This window comes from Pseudomonas sp. GM84, from assembly GCF_000282535.1.
Lineage (GTDB): Bacteria > Pseudomonadota > Gammaproteobacteria > Pseudomonadales > Pseudomonadaceae > Aquipseudomonas.
This window is the reverse complement of sequence record NZ_AKJC01000341.1, coordinates 1-16,351: the sequence shown is the minus strand read 5'-3', so window position 1 is coordinate 16,351 and position 16,351 is coordinate 1. Positions and strand designations below refer to the sequence as shown.

Annotated in this window: 14 protein-coding genes; 5 read left to right on the top strand and 9 right to left on the bottom strand. The window is 65.0% G+C overall.

All coding sequences use genetic code 11. The features are described from left to right. Positions 1–430: 430 nt before the first annotated feature. The 5 genes from msuE (at position 431) to PMI38_RS27765 (ending at position 4,054) form a co-directional block, all read left to right on the top strand. A complete protein-coding gene (gene msuE, locus PMI38_RS24605; RefSeq protein ID WP_008100285.1) occupies positions 431–991 on the top strand; it encodes an FMN reductase in 561 nt (186 codons plus the stop codon). A gap of 9 nt (positions 992–1,000) precedes the next feature. Further along, positions 1,001–2,188 (top strand): acyl-CoA dehydrogenase family protein, encoded by a 1,188-nt coding sequence (locus PMI38_RS24600; protein WP_008100283.1) that lies wholly within the window; start codon positions 1,001–1,003, stop codon positions 2,186–2,188. A gap of 9 nt (positions 2,189–2,197) precedes the next feature. Next, positions 2,198–3,298: a sigma54-dependent transcriptional activator SfnR gene (sfnR, locus tag PMI38_RS24595; RefSeq protein ID WP_008100281.1), complete on the top strand. Its 1,101-nt coding sequence runs from the start codon at positions 2,198–2,200 to the stop codon at positions 3,296–3,298. A gap of 150 nt (positions 3,299–3,448) precedes the next feature. Continuing rightward, on the top strand, positions 3,449–3,667 hold the full coding sequence (locus PMI38_RS27770) for a hypothetical protein (RefSeq protein WP_157214895.1): 219 nt from the start codon (positions 3,449–3,451) through the stop codon (positions 3,665–3,667). Between the two features lie 6 nt (positions 3,668–3,673). Then, positions 3,674–4,054, top strand: a complete 381-nt coding sequence (locus tag PMI38_RS27765; protein WP_008100277.1) for a hypothetical protein — start codon at positions 3,674–3,676, stop codon at positions 4,052–4,054. Between the two features lie 153 nt (positions 4,055–4,207). Here PMI38_RS27765 and PMI38_RS24585 read toward each other — a convergent pair whose 3' ends face one another. From PMI38_RS24585 to PMI38_RS24545, 9 genes are all read right to left on the bottom strand, one after another. Beyond that, complete coding sequence (locus PMI38_RS24585; RefSeq protein ID WP_157214894.1) at positions 4,208–5,677, bottom strand: hypothetical protein; 1,470 nt, start codon at positions 5,675–5,677, stop codon at positions 4,208–4,210. Between the two features lie 138 nt (positions 5,678–5,815). After that, positions 5,816–6,202, bottom strand: a complete 387-nt coding sequence (locus PMI38_RS24580; protein WP_162130470.1) for a hypothetical protein — start codon at positions 6,200–6,202, stop codon at positions 5,816–5,818. 92 nt (positions 6,203–6,294) lie between these two features. Then, positions 6,295–8,112 (bottom strand): hypothetical protein, encoded by a 1,818-nt coding sequence (locus tag PMI38_RS24575; RefSeq protein WP_008100270.1) that lies wholly within the window; start codon positions 8,110–8,112, stop codon positions 6,295–6,297. A gap of 94 nt (positions 8,113–8,206) precedes the next feature. Further along, a complete protein-coding gene (locus PMI38_RS24570) occupies positions 8,207–9,589 on the bottom strand; it encodes an MFS transporter (protein WP_008100268.1) in 1,383 nt (460 codons plus the stop codon). Continuing rightward, complete coding sequence (locus tag PMI38_RS24565) at positions 9,586–10,797, bottom strand: acyl-CoA dehydrogenase family protein (RefSeq protein WP_008100265.1); 1,212 nt, start codon at positions 10,795–10,797, stop codon at positions 9,586–9,588. The genes PMI38_RS24570 and PMI38_RS24565 overlap by 4 nt, the downstream gene beginning before the upstream one ends. Before the next feature lie 161 nt (positions 10,798–10,958). Then, entirely contained in the window at positions 10,959–12,671 is a 1,713-nt protein-coding gene (locus tag PMI38_RS24560) for a dipeptide ABC transporter ATP-binding protein (protein WP_008100263.1), read from the bottom strand. Continuing rightward, complete coding sequence (locus tag PMI38_RS24555; RefSeq protein WP_008100261.1) at positions 12,668–13,531, bottom strand: ABC transporter permease; 864 nt, start codon at positions 13,529–13,531, stop codon at positions 12,668–12,670. The genes PMI38_RS24560 and PMI38_RS24555 overlap by 4 nt, the downstream gene beginning before the upstream one ends. Beyond that, positions 13,528–14,514, bottom strand: a complete 987-nt coding sequence (locus PMI38_RS24550) for an ABC transporter permease (protein ID WP_008100259.1) — start codon at positions 14,512–14,514, stop codon at positions 13,528–13,530. The genes PMI38_RS24555 and PMI38_RS24550 overlap by 4 nt, the downstream gene beginning before the upstream one ends. Further along, entirely contained in the window at positions 14,511–16,145 is a 1,635-nt protein-coding gene (locus PMI38_RS24545; protein ID WP_008100257.1) for an ABC transporter substrate-binding protein, read from the bottom strand. The genes PMI38_RS24550 and PMI38_RS24545 overlap by 4 nt, the downstream gene beginning before the upstream one ends. Positions 16,146–16,351 lie beyond the last annotated feature (206 nt).

The following is a 16,351-nucleotide window of genomic DNA, read 5'->3' as shown; positions in this document are numbered from 1 at the left end:
AGGCAGCGCGGAGCATGGCACCGGCTTCGCCGGTGTTCGCGGGACAAGCCCGCTCCCACAGGAATCGCCCCAGCTTTTAGAAATTGAGCAAGACAGTTGCTCCCACGGGTACAGCAGAGTACTCAAACTCTGTGGTGTACCTGTGGGAGCCAGCTTGCTGGCGATAGGGCCATAAATCAAATAAAGGTATAAGAATATGAATTCTTATTCTTTTTTATTTATTCACCATTCCTCTATAACGTTTCCAACTGTACAGCCGCCAACACCCGGCCAACTGTCTGCAGCGCAACACCGAATCAACATCCAAGGCCCACAAGGCAACACCGGTCGAAGCCATCAATGGCACGCAACCTGTTGATTCATAACAAAATTCAAAATCGGCACGACGATTGCTCAAGCAAAGTCCCGCTTATTCAACCGGAGACCTGCCATGAGCGCCCCCCTGAATGTCGTAGCCCTGTCCGGCGGCACTTCCCGCCCTTCGCGCACCCTGACCCTGACCGAGGCCATTCTCGCCGAACTGGGCCAGCACCTGAACATCAAGCCGCACCTGATCGAACTGGGCGACATTGCCCGCCCCCTGGGCGCCGCGCTGTGGCGCAGCGAACTGCCCGAATCGGTCGAGCATCAACTGCGCCTGGTGGAAAAGGCCGATCTGCTGGTGGTAACCACCCCGGTCTACCGCGGCAGCTTCCCAGGCCACTTCAAGCACCTGTTCGACCTGATCGGCCAGGACGCCCTGGTCGACACCCCGGTACTGCTGGCCGCCACCGGTGGCAGCGAACGCCACGCCCTGGTGCTGGATCACCAGCTGCGCCCGCTGTTCAGCTTCCTGCAGGCGCTGACCTTGCCGATCGGGGTGTACGCAAGCCAGGCGGAACTGGCCGATTACCGGGTTTCCAGCGATGCCTTGAATGCCCGCATCCGCCTCGCCGCCGAGCGCGCCGTGCCGCTGTTCGGCGCCCACCATGCGCTGCGCAAGAGCGCCTGAGGAGCGGCCATGAATGCACCGGTAACCCCTGCCCAACGCCCTGCCCTGGCCATCGCCCGCGAACTGGCCGGGCAGTTCGCCCAGAGCGCCGTCGAGCGTGACGAGCGCGGCGGCACGCCCAAGGCCGAACGCGACGCGCTGCGCAACAGCGGCCTGCTGTCGCTGGTGATCCCACAGGCCTTCGGTGGCCAGGGCGCCAGCTGGCACGACACCTTCGAGGTGGTGCGCGAATTCGCCCGGGTCGACAGCTCGCTGGCCCACGTGTTCGGCTTCCATCACTTGATGCTGGCCACCGTGCGCCTGTTTTCCCGCCCCGAACAGTGGCAGCCGTGGTTCGAACAGACCGCGCGCAAGCACTGGTTCTGGGGCAACGCCCTCAACCCGCTGGACACCCGCACGGTGGTCAAGCACTTCGATGGCTGGTGCGAATTCTCCGGGAAGAAGAGCTTCTGCTCCGGCGCCAGCGACTCGGAAATGCTGATTGCCTCGGCCGTGGACGAACGCGCCGGCGGCAAGCTGCTGATTGCCGCGATCCCCAGTGGCCGCACCGGCATCACCCTGCACAACGACTGGAACAACATCGGCCAGCGCCAGACCGACAGTGGCAGCGCCACCTTCGAACGGGTGCGGGTCGAGCATAACGAACTGCTGCTCGACCCCGGCCCGCTGAGCACACCGTTCGCCGCCCTGCGCCCGCTGATCGCCCAGCTGCATTTCGCCAACCTGTTCCTCGGCATCGCCGAAGGCGCGTTCGACGAAGCACGCCAGTACACCCTCAAGGAAAGCCGGCCGTGGTTCCGCTCGGGCGCCTCCAGTCCTGCCGACGACCCTTACGTGCTGCGCCATTACGGCGAGTTCTGGGTCGGTCTGGAAAGCATGCGGCTGCTGATCGAACGGGCCGCCCATCAGCTCGACCGGGCCTGGGCCAAGGAGCACACACTGAGCGCCGAGGAACGCGGCGATCTGGCCCTGGCCATCGGCACCGCCAAGGTCGCGACCACGCGCCACGGCCTGGATATCTGCAACCGCCTGTTCGAAGTCACCGGCGCCCGCGCCACCCACGCTTCGCTGCGCTTTGACCGTCACTGGCGCAACCTGAGAACGCAAACCTTGCACGACCCGGTGGATTACCGCATCCACGAGCTCGGCGAGTGGGCCCTCAGCGGCAAGCGCCCTGCCCCATCCTTCTATTCCTAAGGATCGCCCATGCAACTGCTGACCCTCCCCCCGTCACCGCAACTGGCTACCTCGATCAGGGCGACCGCACAGGTCTTCGAAGACCCTAAATCGCAGGCGCTGCTCGCCCACCTGCAACAGGTCGCCCCCAGCGAGGCCAGCGTCCTGATCATCGGCGAAACCGGCACGGGCAAGGAGCTGGTCGCGCGCCATATCCACAACCTCAGCGGCCGGCGCAACGGTCCATTCGTCGCGGTCAACTGCGGCGCGTTCTCCGAGTCGCTGGTCGAGGCCGAGCTGTTCGGCCATGAAAAGGGCGCCTTCACCGGCGCCCTGGCGGCCAAGGCCGGCTGGTTCGAAGAGGCCAACGGCGGCACGCTGTTCCTCGACGAGATCGGCGACCTGCCGTTGCCGATCCAGGTCAAGCTGCTGCGTGTGCTGCAGGAGCGCGAAGTGGTACGGCTGGGCTCGCGCAAGAGCATCCCGATCAATGTGCGGGTGCTGGCGGCGACCAACGTGCAGCTGGAGAAAGCCATCAACGCCGGGCATTTTCGCGAAGACCTGTACTACCGGCTGAACGTGGTGACCCTGCAGCTGCACCCGCTGCGCGACCGGCCGGGCGATATCCTGCCGCTGGCCCGGCACTTCATTCGCAGCTACAGCGAGCGTCTGGGCTACGGCCCGGTGGAGCTCAGCCCCAAGGCCCAGGCCAAGCTGGTGGAGTACAGCTGGCCGGGGAACATTCGCGAGCTGGAGAACGTGATTCATCACAGCCTGCTGACGTGCGGCGATGGGCTGGTGCAGGCGCAGGATCTGCGCCTGTCCCATCTACGCCTGGAGCGCCAGGAGGAAGAGGCCAGCAACCATGGCGTGGAGGATCTGCTGCTGCAGGCGTTCAGCCGGTTGTACGAGGAGCAGCCGGGGGATTTGTACGAGAAGGTCGAAAACGCGCTGCTGCGTTCGGCCTATCACTTCTGCCATTACAACCAGGTGCATACCGCGCAGTTGCTGGGGTTGTCGCGCAATGTCACGCGCACGCGGCTGATTGCGATCGGGGAGCTGGTGGTGAACAAGCGGCGGGTGCAGGAAGAGCAGGTGCTGGATGCTCGGGTGGTGCGGTTGTCGATTTGATCTTCAGACTCTGTTCTGGCCTCTTCGCGGGACAAGCCCGCTCCCACAGGACCTCCACTGTTCTTGAGCTCAGTAGAGGTCCTGTGGGAGCGGGCTTGTCCCGCGAAGAGGCCAGAACAGGCACCTCAAATGTCAGGTCCGATCACCTCCATGATCATCCCCGACATCATGATTGACCCCATCATCCGCACCATGCCCTACACCGTGGGCCTCGCCCAAATTGTGATTGGCCTCGTGATTCGCTTCGTGGTTGGCTTCGTGGTTGGCCTCATGATTCGCCTCATGATTCGCCTCATGATTCGCCTCGTGGTTAGCTTCATGGTTGGCCCCATCATCGGCCCCGTTGCGGCCACTTTCACCACGGCCTGAACTGGCATGCCCACCGCCATCGCCGCTATGACCGCTACCGCCACTGCTGTGGCCCCCGCCGCCTCCACTGCCACCGCTACCGCCGCCGTGGCCTCCGCCACCTCCACTGCCGCCACTGCCACCGCCATGGCCTCCGCCGCCTCCGCTGCCACCACCGTGGCCGCCACCGCCACCACTACCACCATGACCACCGCCACCGCCGCCGTGCCCGCCGCCACCACCGCCGCCACCATCCTTCGCATACGCACTGGACGCACCGCCGAGGGAGTCAGGCACCAGTACCGCCGAAGCCGACAGCACCGCACCGATGGCCAACGCCAACATACATTTCTTCAGCATGATGAGCCTCCGCTTGGAATTGCATGGGTTGCACAGGGCACCCCATGATGTCCGGCCCCCCCATGGGGCGACCTGCCAACCAGCGCGGCCTTCCATAAGCAGCAAGTGCACAAGGTCCTTCAGGGCCTGCTGGGCAAATATTACAAAATATTACTTTCACTTAGAGCGTAGTCGGTCATGCATCGGATCGAGGACCGCTTATCAAATGAAGGAGCGAAACAATCTGAGGCGATCTTCCAACTGGGTATTGCGCATCTGCCGGCGCTGCTGGCGCTGCTCGGCGACGTCGGCAAGATACTTGATGATTTTTTCCAGGTGGGTGTCAAACTCATCACTCGGCAAGTAAAGCGCGCTCAATGAATTGAGCCGCCGCCAACTGCTGTTGAACGTTTGCGCGAAAATGCCCGCGAGCCGATGCACAGCCAGCCATTGCGCGACTTGCTCGATGAACAGTGCGTCCGTAGCTCGCATCAGGCGGTGTAGCTTGTTCTCGGCAAACTCACGCTGCTGATCAAGTCCTTTGTAAATCCCGAAACGCACCTGGGCTTCAGCTAGCATGGCCTGCATCAAGTCGGCGAAAGAGCTGAAGAAGAAGGCCATTTCCTCGATGATTTCCTTGTTACGGGCAAGGGCACCCAGGCTGAGGTTGAATGCGCGAAACGCAAACTCGGCGGACTTCTGCTGACGGCAACACCCCATCAGCAACGTCGTGATCTTGTCCAACCCATCCTCATGCAGACCGAGGTGTTTTTCATATTCCGATACTTTTTCAAGCAAACTTATGTGCTGTTGCACGATGGCCCGTGTGTCCAGCCCGTCATTTTCAAACGCGTCGACCGATATGAGATCACGACAGGCACCGCTCAATCGCGATGCAGCCAACAGCGAAATCTCTTTGATCTCGTTGAACACCGACAATGGCAACACACTCGACACCAGTGGGGCCCCGAGGTTAAGCAATTCGCTCATTGCGACCTCTACTTGCGTGGCTCTCTGCTCGTAACGTCGGACTTCTTCAGTCATTTCGGCGAGCAGCGTGTCAAGTTCCCTCTGTCGCTCTCCGGCTTCCTGCGACTCGCGCAGCAACTCCTCATTCCCCGCTATCAGCTTGCCAAGGGCAGCCTGACTGGCGTCATTGACCCGTCGTGTTTCCACAAGGATACGGTCATAGCGCTCGGCAATCTTGTGCAAGTCCTCCCTGACCTTGGCGCTGCTGTGCTGGATCTCCTCACCCAACGCCAGCATGGTTTCGCTCAAGAACCGGATGATAGCCTGTTGTCCATCATTCCTTGCCTTCAGCCAAGTCGAAAAAACGCCATCCAGCCGCGCATGGATTCCCTCGGCCACGGCAGTAGCCTGGAGGATGGCATGCTCGCTGTCCTGTTGCGCAACCTTCAGCTGCTTCATGATCGCGTCGATCTGGATGCGAATTTCGGCCTGGTCATGGGGCGTCACGTTGTAGGCGATGACAAGCAGGTCTATCGCGTGCTCGGTATCACCCTTGAAGCTCGCAACGCTGTATGCACCTTCGGTCCTTACGATATAGCTCTCGACCAGCGCGCTTTGCGCCGCAGGCAGGACCAACGGCTCATGCTGGGTAATCTCTGCGACCTGGTCGCGGATTGTCAGGGTGATTTGATCAAGGTATGCAAACGATTTGGGGTCGGGCATGTTGAGCTCCAGGATTGGCACGCCGTCATCAATCGGCACCGACCTCATCGCCGGCAAGCCGGCTACCACAGCTACCACGGCTGGACTCATGGTGTGCCGGGAGCGGGAATCGGCTTGGCGCCGATGGGGCCGGTACGGCTATGGATTATCCCTCTCCCGCAATTGCCGCAGGGTTGGAATCACTTCCCCGAGCTCTGAAAGGGTTGCTCTTTGCTGGCCCAGTAGCTGCTCCAACATGTCGGCCCGACTGTCCCAGAACAGCTTGACGGTCTGCGTACAAGCAAGCTCATTGCGCAACACCGCCAAGGTCTGGCGGTTGTCGCCACTTTCGGCGGCGATTCCTGCGATGTTTGCTTTTTGCGACTCGATTTCCCGTTCTTTTTCCTGCACCTGTCTGTGTAGCCGCTCGATATCCCGCTCTTTCTCCACGCTCTGTTCCTGCAGCGTGCGCTCGAGTCGCTCCAGATCCTTCACGACGCCCTCCCACTGCTCGGACGGCTGAGCCTGGACAACGGTGATACCCATTGCAAAACCCCAAGCGCCCATCACGGCCAACGTTCGCAGCCCAATACAGGTCGCCATAAAAACGCCTCTCTAGTGAACAGGTTCGACAAGGGTCAGGACGACGTCTGCAGCGCCTGGTCAGCCACGGCCTCGATCTGCTTGCGATAGTCGCCCAGATCGCTGAGCCGCTGCGCTTTCAAGGTTTCACGTGCCTTGGCGATTTCCGCCAGCTTGATAGCAGCCTCACCAAGATAGGCAGTCAACTGCTCGCCGTTGATGTAGTTGCCGTTGAGTTCGTTCAACTTGCTCCAGCCACTCTCGAAGGTCTTGGCAAAAATGCCGCACACCCTGGCGACCGCCAGCCACTGTGCCGTTTGCTCGATGAAGAACTCATCCGTGGCGGCGAATACTTGCTCGCGTTTGTGCTGACGTAAGGTCTCGCTGCTGGCCACTTGTTCATAGCCCTCGACGCGAATTCTTGCCTCATCGACCACCTGCTGCATGAACGCTGAAAACGACATGAAGAAGTGCGCGATTTCCTCAACGATTTCCTTGGTGCGCTTGAGCGCCGTCATGCTCAAATTCAGCGAACGGATCGCCAGTTCGTTGGTCTCTTGCTCATCGCGCTGCCCCGCCAGCAACACCTTGAGCTTGGTCAACTCCGCATCATGCTCACTGCGCTTTTTCTCGTAGTCTTCGGCCTTGATAACCATTTCGAGCTGCAACTCGCGCAGGCTCTTCGCCTTGCTTTCCTGCTCCTTGCCGACGTTGCCCGCAATCTGTTCCAGTTGCCCCAGCGCGGTTTCCAGCTCATTCATTTCAGCCTCGAGCCTGCCGTTCTTCCGCTTCGCCTCGCTCAGCGCCTGCTCTGCATTGGAGATGCGCTCATCCAAACCTTGAGCGGACTGACCATCGGCGCTTGCGCCCGCCTGACTGCGCTCCTGTTTCAGCGACTGCACCTGGCTTTCACCCTGTTCGATCGTGTCCTGCAGCTGCTTGTGTTTCACCTGCAGGCGACTGCGATCTTCGCGAATCTTGATGGCGCTGGAGGTGTTGCGCTCATCCTCCACCCTGCGGCTCACGCTGGCGACCATCGCGCCAGCGGCAACCGCAGGTGCCCCCACACCGCTGACCAATGCCACGATAGGCACGATGGCACTGACTACCTGGAACATGGTCTGCAGGAGGTTGGCCCTGGACGCCTTCTGCTCGGCACTCTGCGCCTGCTGCTGGTAATCGGCGGCCAGTTGCTGAAACTGCTCCACCTGCTTGCGCATGTCATCCACCAGTGTTTCGAGCGATTTGCTGGTGGCCTTCGCCACACGCATATCGGAGGCGAGTTTGGCATTGGCCTCCAGGGTGTCGCTCAGCAGCACCTCACTTTTCTGGGTAACGCGCTCGGTCTCGGTGATGATCGCGTCATAGTCCTTGGCGGTGGTCATCAAGCTGTCCTTGACGCGCAAGGCTTTCTGCTCGATCAGCTGGGCCAGGCGCAACAGGTCCTCGGCCACGAATGCCTTGATCTCTTGTAGATTGTCGCTGTCCTTGATGTCCAGCCAGTCCGGCAGGCTGTCGCGCAGTTTCTGGTCGATGAGCGAAGCCTGCGTGACGGCGTCGCTGACCGAACGCTGGCTGGCCTGCTGAGCATCTATCAAGCGGCTCATGATGCTAGAGATGGCATTACGGATTTCGCCCTGGGCCTGTGGTGTGGTGTTGTAGGCGATGTACAGCAACTCGATGGCATGGTCGGTGTCGGTCTTGGCGCGCGCACTGTCGTAGGTGCCTTCGATCTGCCGGACATAGCAGTCGACGATCTCGGCGTCCGCAGCCGGCAGCACCAAAGGTGCTATCGCACGGACTTCAGCGACTTTGGTTGCGACGGCATGGGCGAGGCTGGTTTCCTTGCTGGCAAATGGAATGATGTTGGGCATGGCAGTTCCTTACGGGTAGGGACGGAGTTGGGACCCGCATTGAAGCTGCCCGACTTTGCCAACATCAGTCGGAACCTTTTGCGCATGTGCCTGCTCAGCCTGGCAAGCGCCGGAACACCCCCGCCGATACCCCGCACAGCGCCGCGCACACCAACATCACCGTGGCAATATCTGCCACCGAGGTCTCGCTACGCCCCTCAAGGCCGGCCAATGCACCCAGCAGTACCCCAGCCAGGCTGACCGACAAGGCCATGGTCAACTGCACGGACATCGCCGACAACGAACTGGCCGCCGCCGAGCGCTCGCCGGGCACATCCTGGTAGCTGGCCGCGCCCAGGGTGGAAAATTGCAGCGAGCGCACCAGCCCCGCGGCGAACAACACCAGCGCCATCAGCCACACTGCCGTGTCCCGGTCGAAACCGGCGCACAAGGCGATGCCGCAACCGCTGAACACCGCATTGCAGCTGAGCACTCGCCGATAGCCGTAGCGACGCACCAACGGCACCGCCAGCAGCTTCATCAACAGCGCGCCGACACCGCCGCTGACCACCAGCCAGCCGGCCGCCAACGGGCTCATGCCCAGGCAGTTCTGCAGCAGCAACACGATCAGAAAGGGCTGCGCCGCCGAGCCCAGGCGAAACAGGCCACCGCCCGCCTGGGCCACGCCGAAGCTGCGCAGGCGCAGCAGCGACAGGTCGACCAAAGGGTTGGGATGCCGCCGCGCGTGCAGCAGGTAGCCGAGGCCGCACACGACGCCAGCGGCGATCAGCGCCAGCGCCCATGCCCTGGGCAACTGGCCCAGCCCCAGCGACTCCAGGCCGAACACCAGCATGGCCAAGGCACCGCCACTGAGCAGCAGCCCGCGCAGGTCCAGCGGTGGCACCCGGCGCGCCGGGTAGTCCGGCACATGGCGCACGATCAGCCAGCAGCCGACCAGACAGATCGGCAGGTTGACCAGGAAGATCCAGTGCCAGGACAGCACCGTCACCAGCAGGCCGCCCAGCAGCGGCCCGAGCAACGGCCCGACCAGCGCCGGCAAGGCCAGCCAGGACATGGCCTGGAGCAACTGCTCGCGGCTCGACCAGCGCAGGATGATCACCTGCCCCACCGGCGTCATCAGCGCCCCGGCCGCGCCCTGCAGCATGCGCCCCAGGCACAGCTGCCACAGCGTTTCGGCCAGCGCGCAGGCCAGCGAGGCCGCGGTGAACAGGCCCATCGCCAGCAGCATCACCTGGCGCGGGCGAAAGCGTTCGGCGGCCCAGCCGCTGACCGGCACGCACAACGCCAGGGCGAGCATGTACAGCGACACCACCAGGTTCATGCGCAGGCCCGGTTCGCCGAAGTCGGCGGCCATCTGCGGCAAGGCGGTCATCACCGCCGTGCTGTCGAGCAGCTCCATGAACAGCGCGGCGCCGATGATCACCGGCACCCGGGGGCTTTGCACATGGCCGGCCAGCAAGGCCGGCTGGGCGGTCAAAACAGCCCCGAGACAGGCGGCTGGGTGCCTTTGAGCTGCCAGGCACCGACCACTGCCGCCTTCCATTGGCGCGGGTTGTGGTTGGCCACCGTGCGGGCGTTGCGCCAGTGCCGGTCGAGGTTGTGCTGGCGGCCGGTGGTGGAGGCACCGCCCACATCGAACAGCGTTTCGGCGGCCTTGAGTGCAAGCTCGGCCACCAGGTACTGGGCCTGCGCCACTTCGAGGGCGGCCTGCTCCACGGCCGCTTCGTCCAGCTGCGCGGCCCAGGCCTTGTCGATGCTCGCGGCGGCCTTGAACACCAGCGCCTCGGCGCCGTAGGCGCGGGCGGCGATGTCGCCTACCGACAGTTCGACATAGGGGTCGTCCACCGAACGGCTGGCGCTGCTGTGCTTGATCGGGCGGGCATGTTCGCGGGCGAAGCGGGTGGCATCGGTCAGCGCATTGCGGGCGATGCCGGCCAGCACGGTGCCGAGGAACAGCTGCAGGAACGGCGTGACCAGGGTGCGCTTGCCCTCCTCCACGGTACGCGTGCGGATGTCGCTGGCCTCGACCTTCACATTGCGCAGGTGCGTGGTGCCGCTGGCGGTCAGGCGCTGGCCCATGGCGTCGAAGTCGTCGACCAGCTCCAGGCCTTCGCGATCACGCGGCAGGATGAACGACACCGGCTGTTCGTCTTCGTCCAGCGCCACCGCGCTGACGTAGTCGGCGAACAGCGCGCCGGTGCTGTAGAACTTGCTGCCGTTGGCGCGAAAGTGCTCACCCTCGCGCACCAGGCGTGCGGCGATGGAGCCGTTGGCGCCGCCCAGCTCCCAACCGGCGTTGCCGATCACCGCGCCGTCCAGGTAGCGGGCGAACCAGCGCTCGCGCTCCTGCTCGGCGCCGTCGGCCCGCGAGACCAGCAGGCCTTCGACGAAGGCGAAGCCGGGGCGCAGGGCCTGGGCGACGTTGGAGTCGACCGAGGCGACCTGCAGCAGCAGTTCGATCACATCACTGACACTGCCGCCGGGGCCACCGTACTGTTGTGGAATGCGCACGGTGTAGAGCCCGGCTGCCGCGAGCTGGGCGATGGCTTCGTGGGGCAGCTGGCGTTCACGCTCGCGCTGGGCAGCGCCCTCGCCGATAGCGGGGAGCAGGGCCAGGATACGGGTCTTCAGTGCTGCAACGCTGGTGGCCGGGGCCTGGGTGGGGAAACGTTGGAAAGTGGTCATGGTTCAGTCCTTTAGATAAAGCATTCATACAACTGTGGGAGCGGGCTTGCCCCGCGAAGGGGCCGGCCCCAACACTGGAGATGTATGGCCAGGGCTTCGCCCTGGTTCGCGGGACAAGCCCGCTCCCACAGAGGGAGGGTGTGCAAGCTTTCGGGTTCAGATCAGATCGCGATTTTCCAGAGCCGTGATTCGTCGAACAGGTCGAAGGCTTCGTGCGAAAGATCCAGCGGCGGCACCACCAGTTCGGCACCGCTGCCGGGCAGGCGCGGCACCGCGCCGAGCAGCCGCTGGGTGTACTCATGCGCAGGCCGCTCGAACAACTGCTCGACCGGCGCCTGCTCCACTACCTGGCCATGGTGCATCACCAGCACGTCGTCGCTGACATGACGGATCACCCCCAGGTCGTGGGAAATGAACAGGTAGGCCAGCCCCAGCTCGTCCTGCAGGTCGGCCAGCAGGTCGAGCACCTGGGCCTGCACCGACACATCCAGGGCCGAGACCGGTTCGTCACAGATGATCACCCTCGGCTCGCTGGCAATCGCCCGGGCGATCGCCACCCGCTGGCGCTGGCCGCCAGACAATTGCAAGGGCCGGCGCTGCGCCAGCGCCGCCGGCAGGCGCACCTGGTTGAGCAGCACGGCGATGCGCGCCGGCCTGGCCGCAGCTTCGATCCCCGCCACCTGCAAGGCGTCGTCGAGGATCTGCGCCACGCTCCAGCGCGGGTCGAACGAGCCCAGCGGGTCCTGGTAGATCACGCTGATCTCCCGGCGCAACGGTCTGCGCACGGCCTCACTCACGGCATTGCCCGGACGGTTCCAGGGCTGGCCGCGATACAGCACTTCGCCCTGGTCGGGCTGCAGCAGGCCGAGGGCGATGCGCGCCACGGTGGTCTTGCCCGAACCGGACTCGCCGACAATGCCCAAGGTGCGGCCGCCGCGCAGGGTGAAGTCGACACCCTGCACCACCTGCCGCAACAACCCGTCCGGGCCGAGGTAGCGCTTGCCCAGGCCGCGGCCTTCGAGCAGCACGTCGCTGTGCAGGCGCGGGCGTGGCTCGCGGCGCACGCCCGCGCGCTCCGGTGACAGCCGGCTGCCGCGCGGGTGCTCGGCCGGCACCGCCGCCAACAGCGCCTGGGTGTAAGGATGGCGTGGCTGGCGCAGCACCTGCTGCATCGGCCCCTGCTCCACCACCTCGCCGTGGCGCAGCACCACCACCTCGTCGGCCAGTTGCGCGACCACCGCCAGGTCGTGGCTGATGATCAGCAGCGAGGCGCCACGGGCCTTGATCTGCTGGAACACTTCCAGAATCTGCGCCTGCACCGTGGCATCCAGCGCGGTGGTGGGCTCATCGGCAATCACCAGCGCGGGGTCGAGCGCCAGGGCACTGGCAATCAGCGCCCGCTGACGAAGGCCGCCAGACAACTGCCCGGGTCGCTGGCGCGCTCGCAGCTCGACCTCGGGCACACCTACCCGCTCCAGCAACGCGTGCACCCGCGCCGCCCGGGTGTGGCGGTCGCCGTACTGGTGAGCCTGCAGCACTTCAAGAATTTCCTTGCCCACCGGCCGCAGCGGGTCGAGCGACACCAGCGCATCCTGCAGCACGAAGCCGATGTCCTTGCCGCGTACCGTTCGCCATTGGCGCTCGCTCAGGTCGAGCAGGTCATGCGCGCCAAAGCGCAGCTGGCGCGCGCTGACCTGCGCCTTGGCGCCTGCCAGGCCGACCAGGCTGCGGGCGCTGACGCTCTTGCCCGAGCCCGACTCGCCCACCAAGGCCACGCAGCGGCCCGGGGACAAGGTGAACGACAGGTCGCGCACCACGCTGTGCCCATCGAAGGCGACGTTCAGTCCGTCGACGATCAAGGTCTTGTCAGTCATGGCAGACGGCCCTCCAGGCGTTGTTGGATATAGCGGCCAGTCACGGTGGTGGCCAGGGTGGTGAGCACGATGAACAGGCCGGGGAAGAAGGTCAGCCACCAGGCATTGGCGATGAAGTCGCGGCCCATCGACAGCATGGTCCCCCACTCCGGTGCAGGTGGGCGTGCACCCAGGCCGAGGAAGCTCAGTGCCGAGGCCCAGACGATGGCCTGGCCGACGCCCATGGTCAGGGTCACCAGCAGCGGCCGCATGGCGTTGGGCAACAGCTGGCGCAACACGATGCGTGAAGTCGGGTGGCCCAGCGCCCGCGCCGCTTCGATGTAGCCGGCATTGCGCACCGCCAGCACCTGGCCGCGAACCATGCGCGCATAACCCGGTGCGCCACCCAGCCCGGTGGCGACGATCAGCGGGCCGACGCCGCTGCCGAACACCGCCACGAACAGCAGCGCGAGCACCAGGCTGGGGAAGGCGAACAGCACCTCCAGCAGCCAGCCCACCGCCCGGTCTACCCGTGCGCCGCCGAGGCCACCGAGCAAGCCCAGGGTGATGGCGATGGCCATGGAAATGGCCGTGGCCGCCACGCCGATCAGCAGGCTCTGCCGCGCCCCATGGATGATCCGCGCAAAGATGTCGCGGCCCGACTGGTCGGTGCCCAGCCAGTGCGCCCAGCTCGGCGGCTGGAAGGCATCACGCGGGACGATGGCCAACGGGTCGATACGGGTGAACAACCCCGGCGCCAGGGCTGCCAGCAGCAAAGCGAAGAGGAACAGGATGGCCAGGCTGGCACCCAGCGGTGGCAGTTTCAGATGCCGTTGCCGGCGCTGCGGCGCAAGCGCCCGGTCGAGGGTCAGGTCAGTCATGCTGCGGCCTCCTGTTGCCGAGGGTCGATCCACTGGTACAGCAGGTCGACCAGAATGTTTGCCAGCACATAGCCGGCCGCTACCACCAGGCTGATGCCGATCACCAGCGGCAGGTCCTGGGCCTGCACCGCCTGGTACAGCTGACGGCCGACGCCCTTGCGCGAGAAGATCACCTCGCACACCACCGCGCCGCTGATCAGCGCACCGATGGCCCAACCCGACAGCGACACGCCTGGCAGCAAGGCATGGCGCAGGGCATGCCGGAAGCGCACCGCCAGGTCGCTCAGGCCACGGGTGCGGGCCGTGAGCACGAAGGGTTGTTCGAGGGTCAGTTCCAACGATTCGCGGGTGACCTGGGCGATGAAACCGGCCAGCGGAATGGCCAGCGAGAACGCCGGCAGCACCAGGCTTGCGAAACTGTCGCTGCCCGCTGGCGGGAACCAGCGCAGGCCGAAGGCGAACACCGCCAGCAGCACCACGCCGAGCCAGAAATGCGGCAACGCGGCGCTGAGGGTTTCGGCCAACGAGGCGATGCCACCGACCAGCCTGCCGCGCCCGGCAGTGACCACGGTCAGCAAAAGTACCAGCAGCCACGCCAGCACCAGGGCCGCGAGGGTCAGCTGCAGGGTCGCCCCGCCCTGCTCGGCCAGCACACGGGTCACCGGCAGGTGCTGCGAATAGGACACGCCGAGGTCGCCTTGCAGCAGGCGGCCGAGGTAGAACAGGTATTGCACCGCCAGTGGCTTGTCGAGGCCGTATTCCTGGCGTGCGGCCTCGATCGCTTCCGGCGTCGGGTTGCCACTGGGGCCGCCGAGAATCGCCAGCACCGGGTCGCCCGGCATCAGACGCAGGGCGAAGAAGGTCAGGGTCGCCACCGCCCACAGCACCAGCACGCCACCGCCAAGGCGGATGGCGGCGCGTCGGCCCAGGGCGGCCAGGCGTTCGCGGCGCGGGTCGGTCACGGCAAGCGCAGTCGTACTCATTTGTTCACCCATGCGTCATAGAGGTAGGTCACCGCCAGCGAAGGCTCCAGGCGCACGCCGTGGGCTGTCTTGTAGATGCCCAGGCGGGTGCTTTGCGGGTAAGTGGTGAGTTGCAGGTACTGCGCCGCCGCCTGTTGCTGCGCCTGCTGGTAGCGCTGGCGGCGCAGGTCGGCGTCCTGGGTGGCCAGGGCGCTGTCGAGCAGCGCGTCGAAGGTCGGGTCGGCGTAGCCGGAGGAGTTCTGGTGGTAGCCACCGACACCGGCCGGCTGCACGAACGCGGTGGTGAAGATGATGCGCAGCACGTCGGGGGTATTGGTGTTCCAGTAACCGATGCGGATGTCGTAGTCCCAGGCGGCCTGGCGCGCAGTGACCTGGGCGTCGCTCATCTGGTCGAGCACCAGCTCCAGGCCCGCCTGGCGGGTGGTGGCCTGGACCTGCTCCCAGAGGGTCAGCTCCGAGGGCGGCGTGCGCGCGCCGATCAGCACGACGGCGCGCAGGCGCTGGCCGTTCCTGGTCCGGTAGCCCTCGCTGTCGCGGCCGGTCCAGCCGGCTTCGTCGAGCAGCTTGGCGGCGCGCGCCGGGTCGTAGTCCTGATTGCCCTCGAAGTCGCCGCTGTAGAACGGCGTGGCCACGCTGAGCGGGCCACCGGCGCGGGGGAACTCGCCGAAGTACACGCTCTTGAGCGCGCCGTCGACATCGGCGCTGCGCACGAAGGCCTCGCGCACGCGGATATCGTCGAACGGCGCGCGGCGCAGGTTGAAGGTGCCATTGGTGGGGTTGCCGGGGCGCTGGGCGATGATCAGGTCGACATCCGGGTTGCGCCGCGCCGCCTCGTGGGACTCCGGTGGCAGCGTCTCGATCACGTCCACTTCGCCGGCCTGCAGCGAGGCGAAGCGCACCGACGGTTCCTGGATGAACTTCCAGACGATCCGATCGAGGTAGGCCGGGCCCTGGTGCTGCGCGGTCGGCGGGGCCCAGTTGTAGTCCGGGTTGCGCACCAGTTCGACCTGATTCTGCCGGTCCCAGCGCACCACCTTGAACGGCCCGCTGCCGACTGGGCTTTCGCAGTTTTCGTCGCGGCTGCGGGTGAGCGCGGTGGGCGACTGGATGCCGAGAAAGCCCTGGGCCAGGACTTCGAGGAAGGCGGCGTAAGGGGTGGCCAGGGTGACCCGTGCGGTGTAGTTGTCCAGGACCTCGGTGCCTCGGTATTGGCGAATGTAACCGCCGGCAGTGCTGGACTGGGTCTTGGGGTTGGCCATGTGGTCGAGGTTGGCTTTCACCGCTTCGGCATTGAAGGGCGTGCCGTCGGTGAAGTGCACGTCGCGGCGCAGGTGGAAGGTGTAGTGCAGGCCGTCGGGCGAGACTTCCCAGCTTGAAGCGAGCCAGGGGCCGATCTGGCCGTTGCTGTCCATCGATACCAGTGAGTCGAGATATTGCTGGGCGACGAATACCTGGGGCATGTCGCCGGCTACGTGCGGGTCCAGGCAGGTGGGTTCGCGGTCGGTGGCGTAGACCAGGGCGCCGCCGTGTTGCGGCTGGGTGCTTTGCGCCGTGTGCTGCTCGGTGCGCTCGCAGCCGATCAGGGCCAGCGCGGCGCAGAGCGGGATCAGGGGGGAGATGGGACGGTTCAAGGGCGCTCCTGCGGGGACTGGGCTTTGGTAGGCCTGTTGCAGGAGTTGTGCCGGGTTCAAAGGGTTGATTTTGTTGGGGTTTGGCGGGTGGGTGGTGCTGGTGCGAGGGCAAAGTGTGTGGGGGGTGTTGGTAGAGCAACAGTTTTTTTTAGGGGCCAAGTGTTCGCCGTTAGGGTTGCAGCGGGTATGAGATCGAGCGCCGCCCG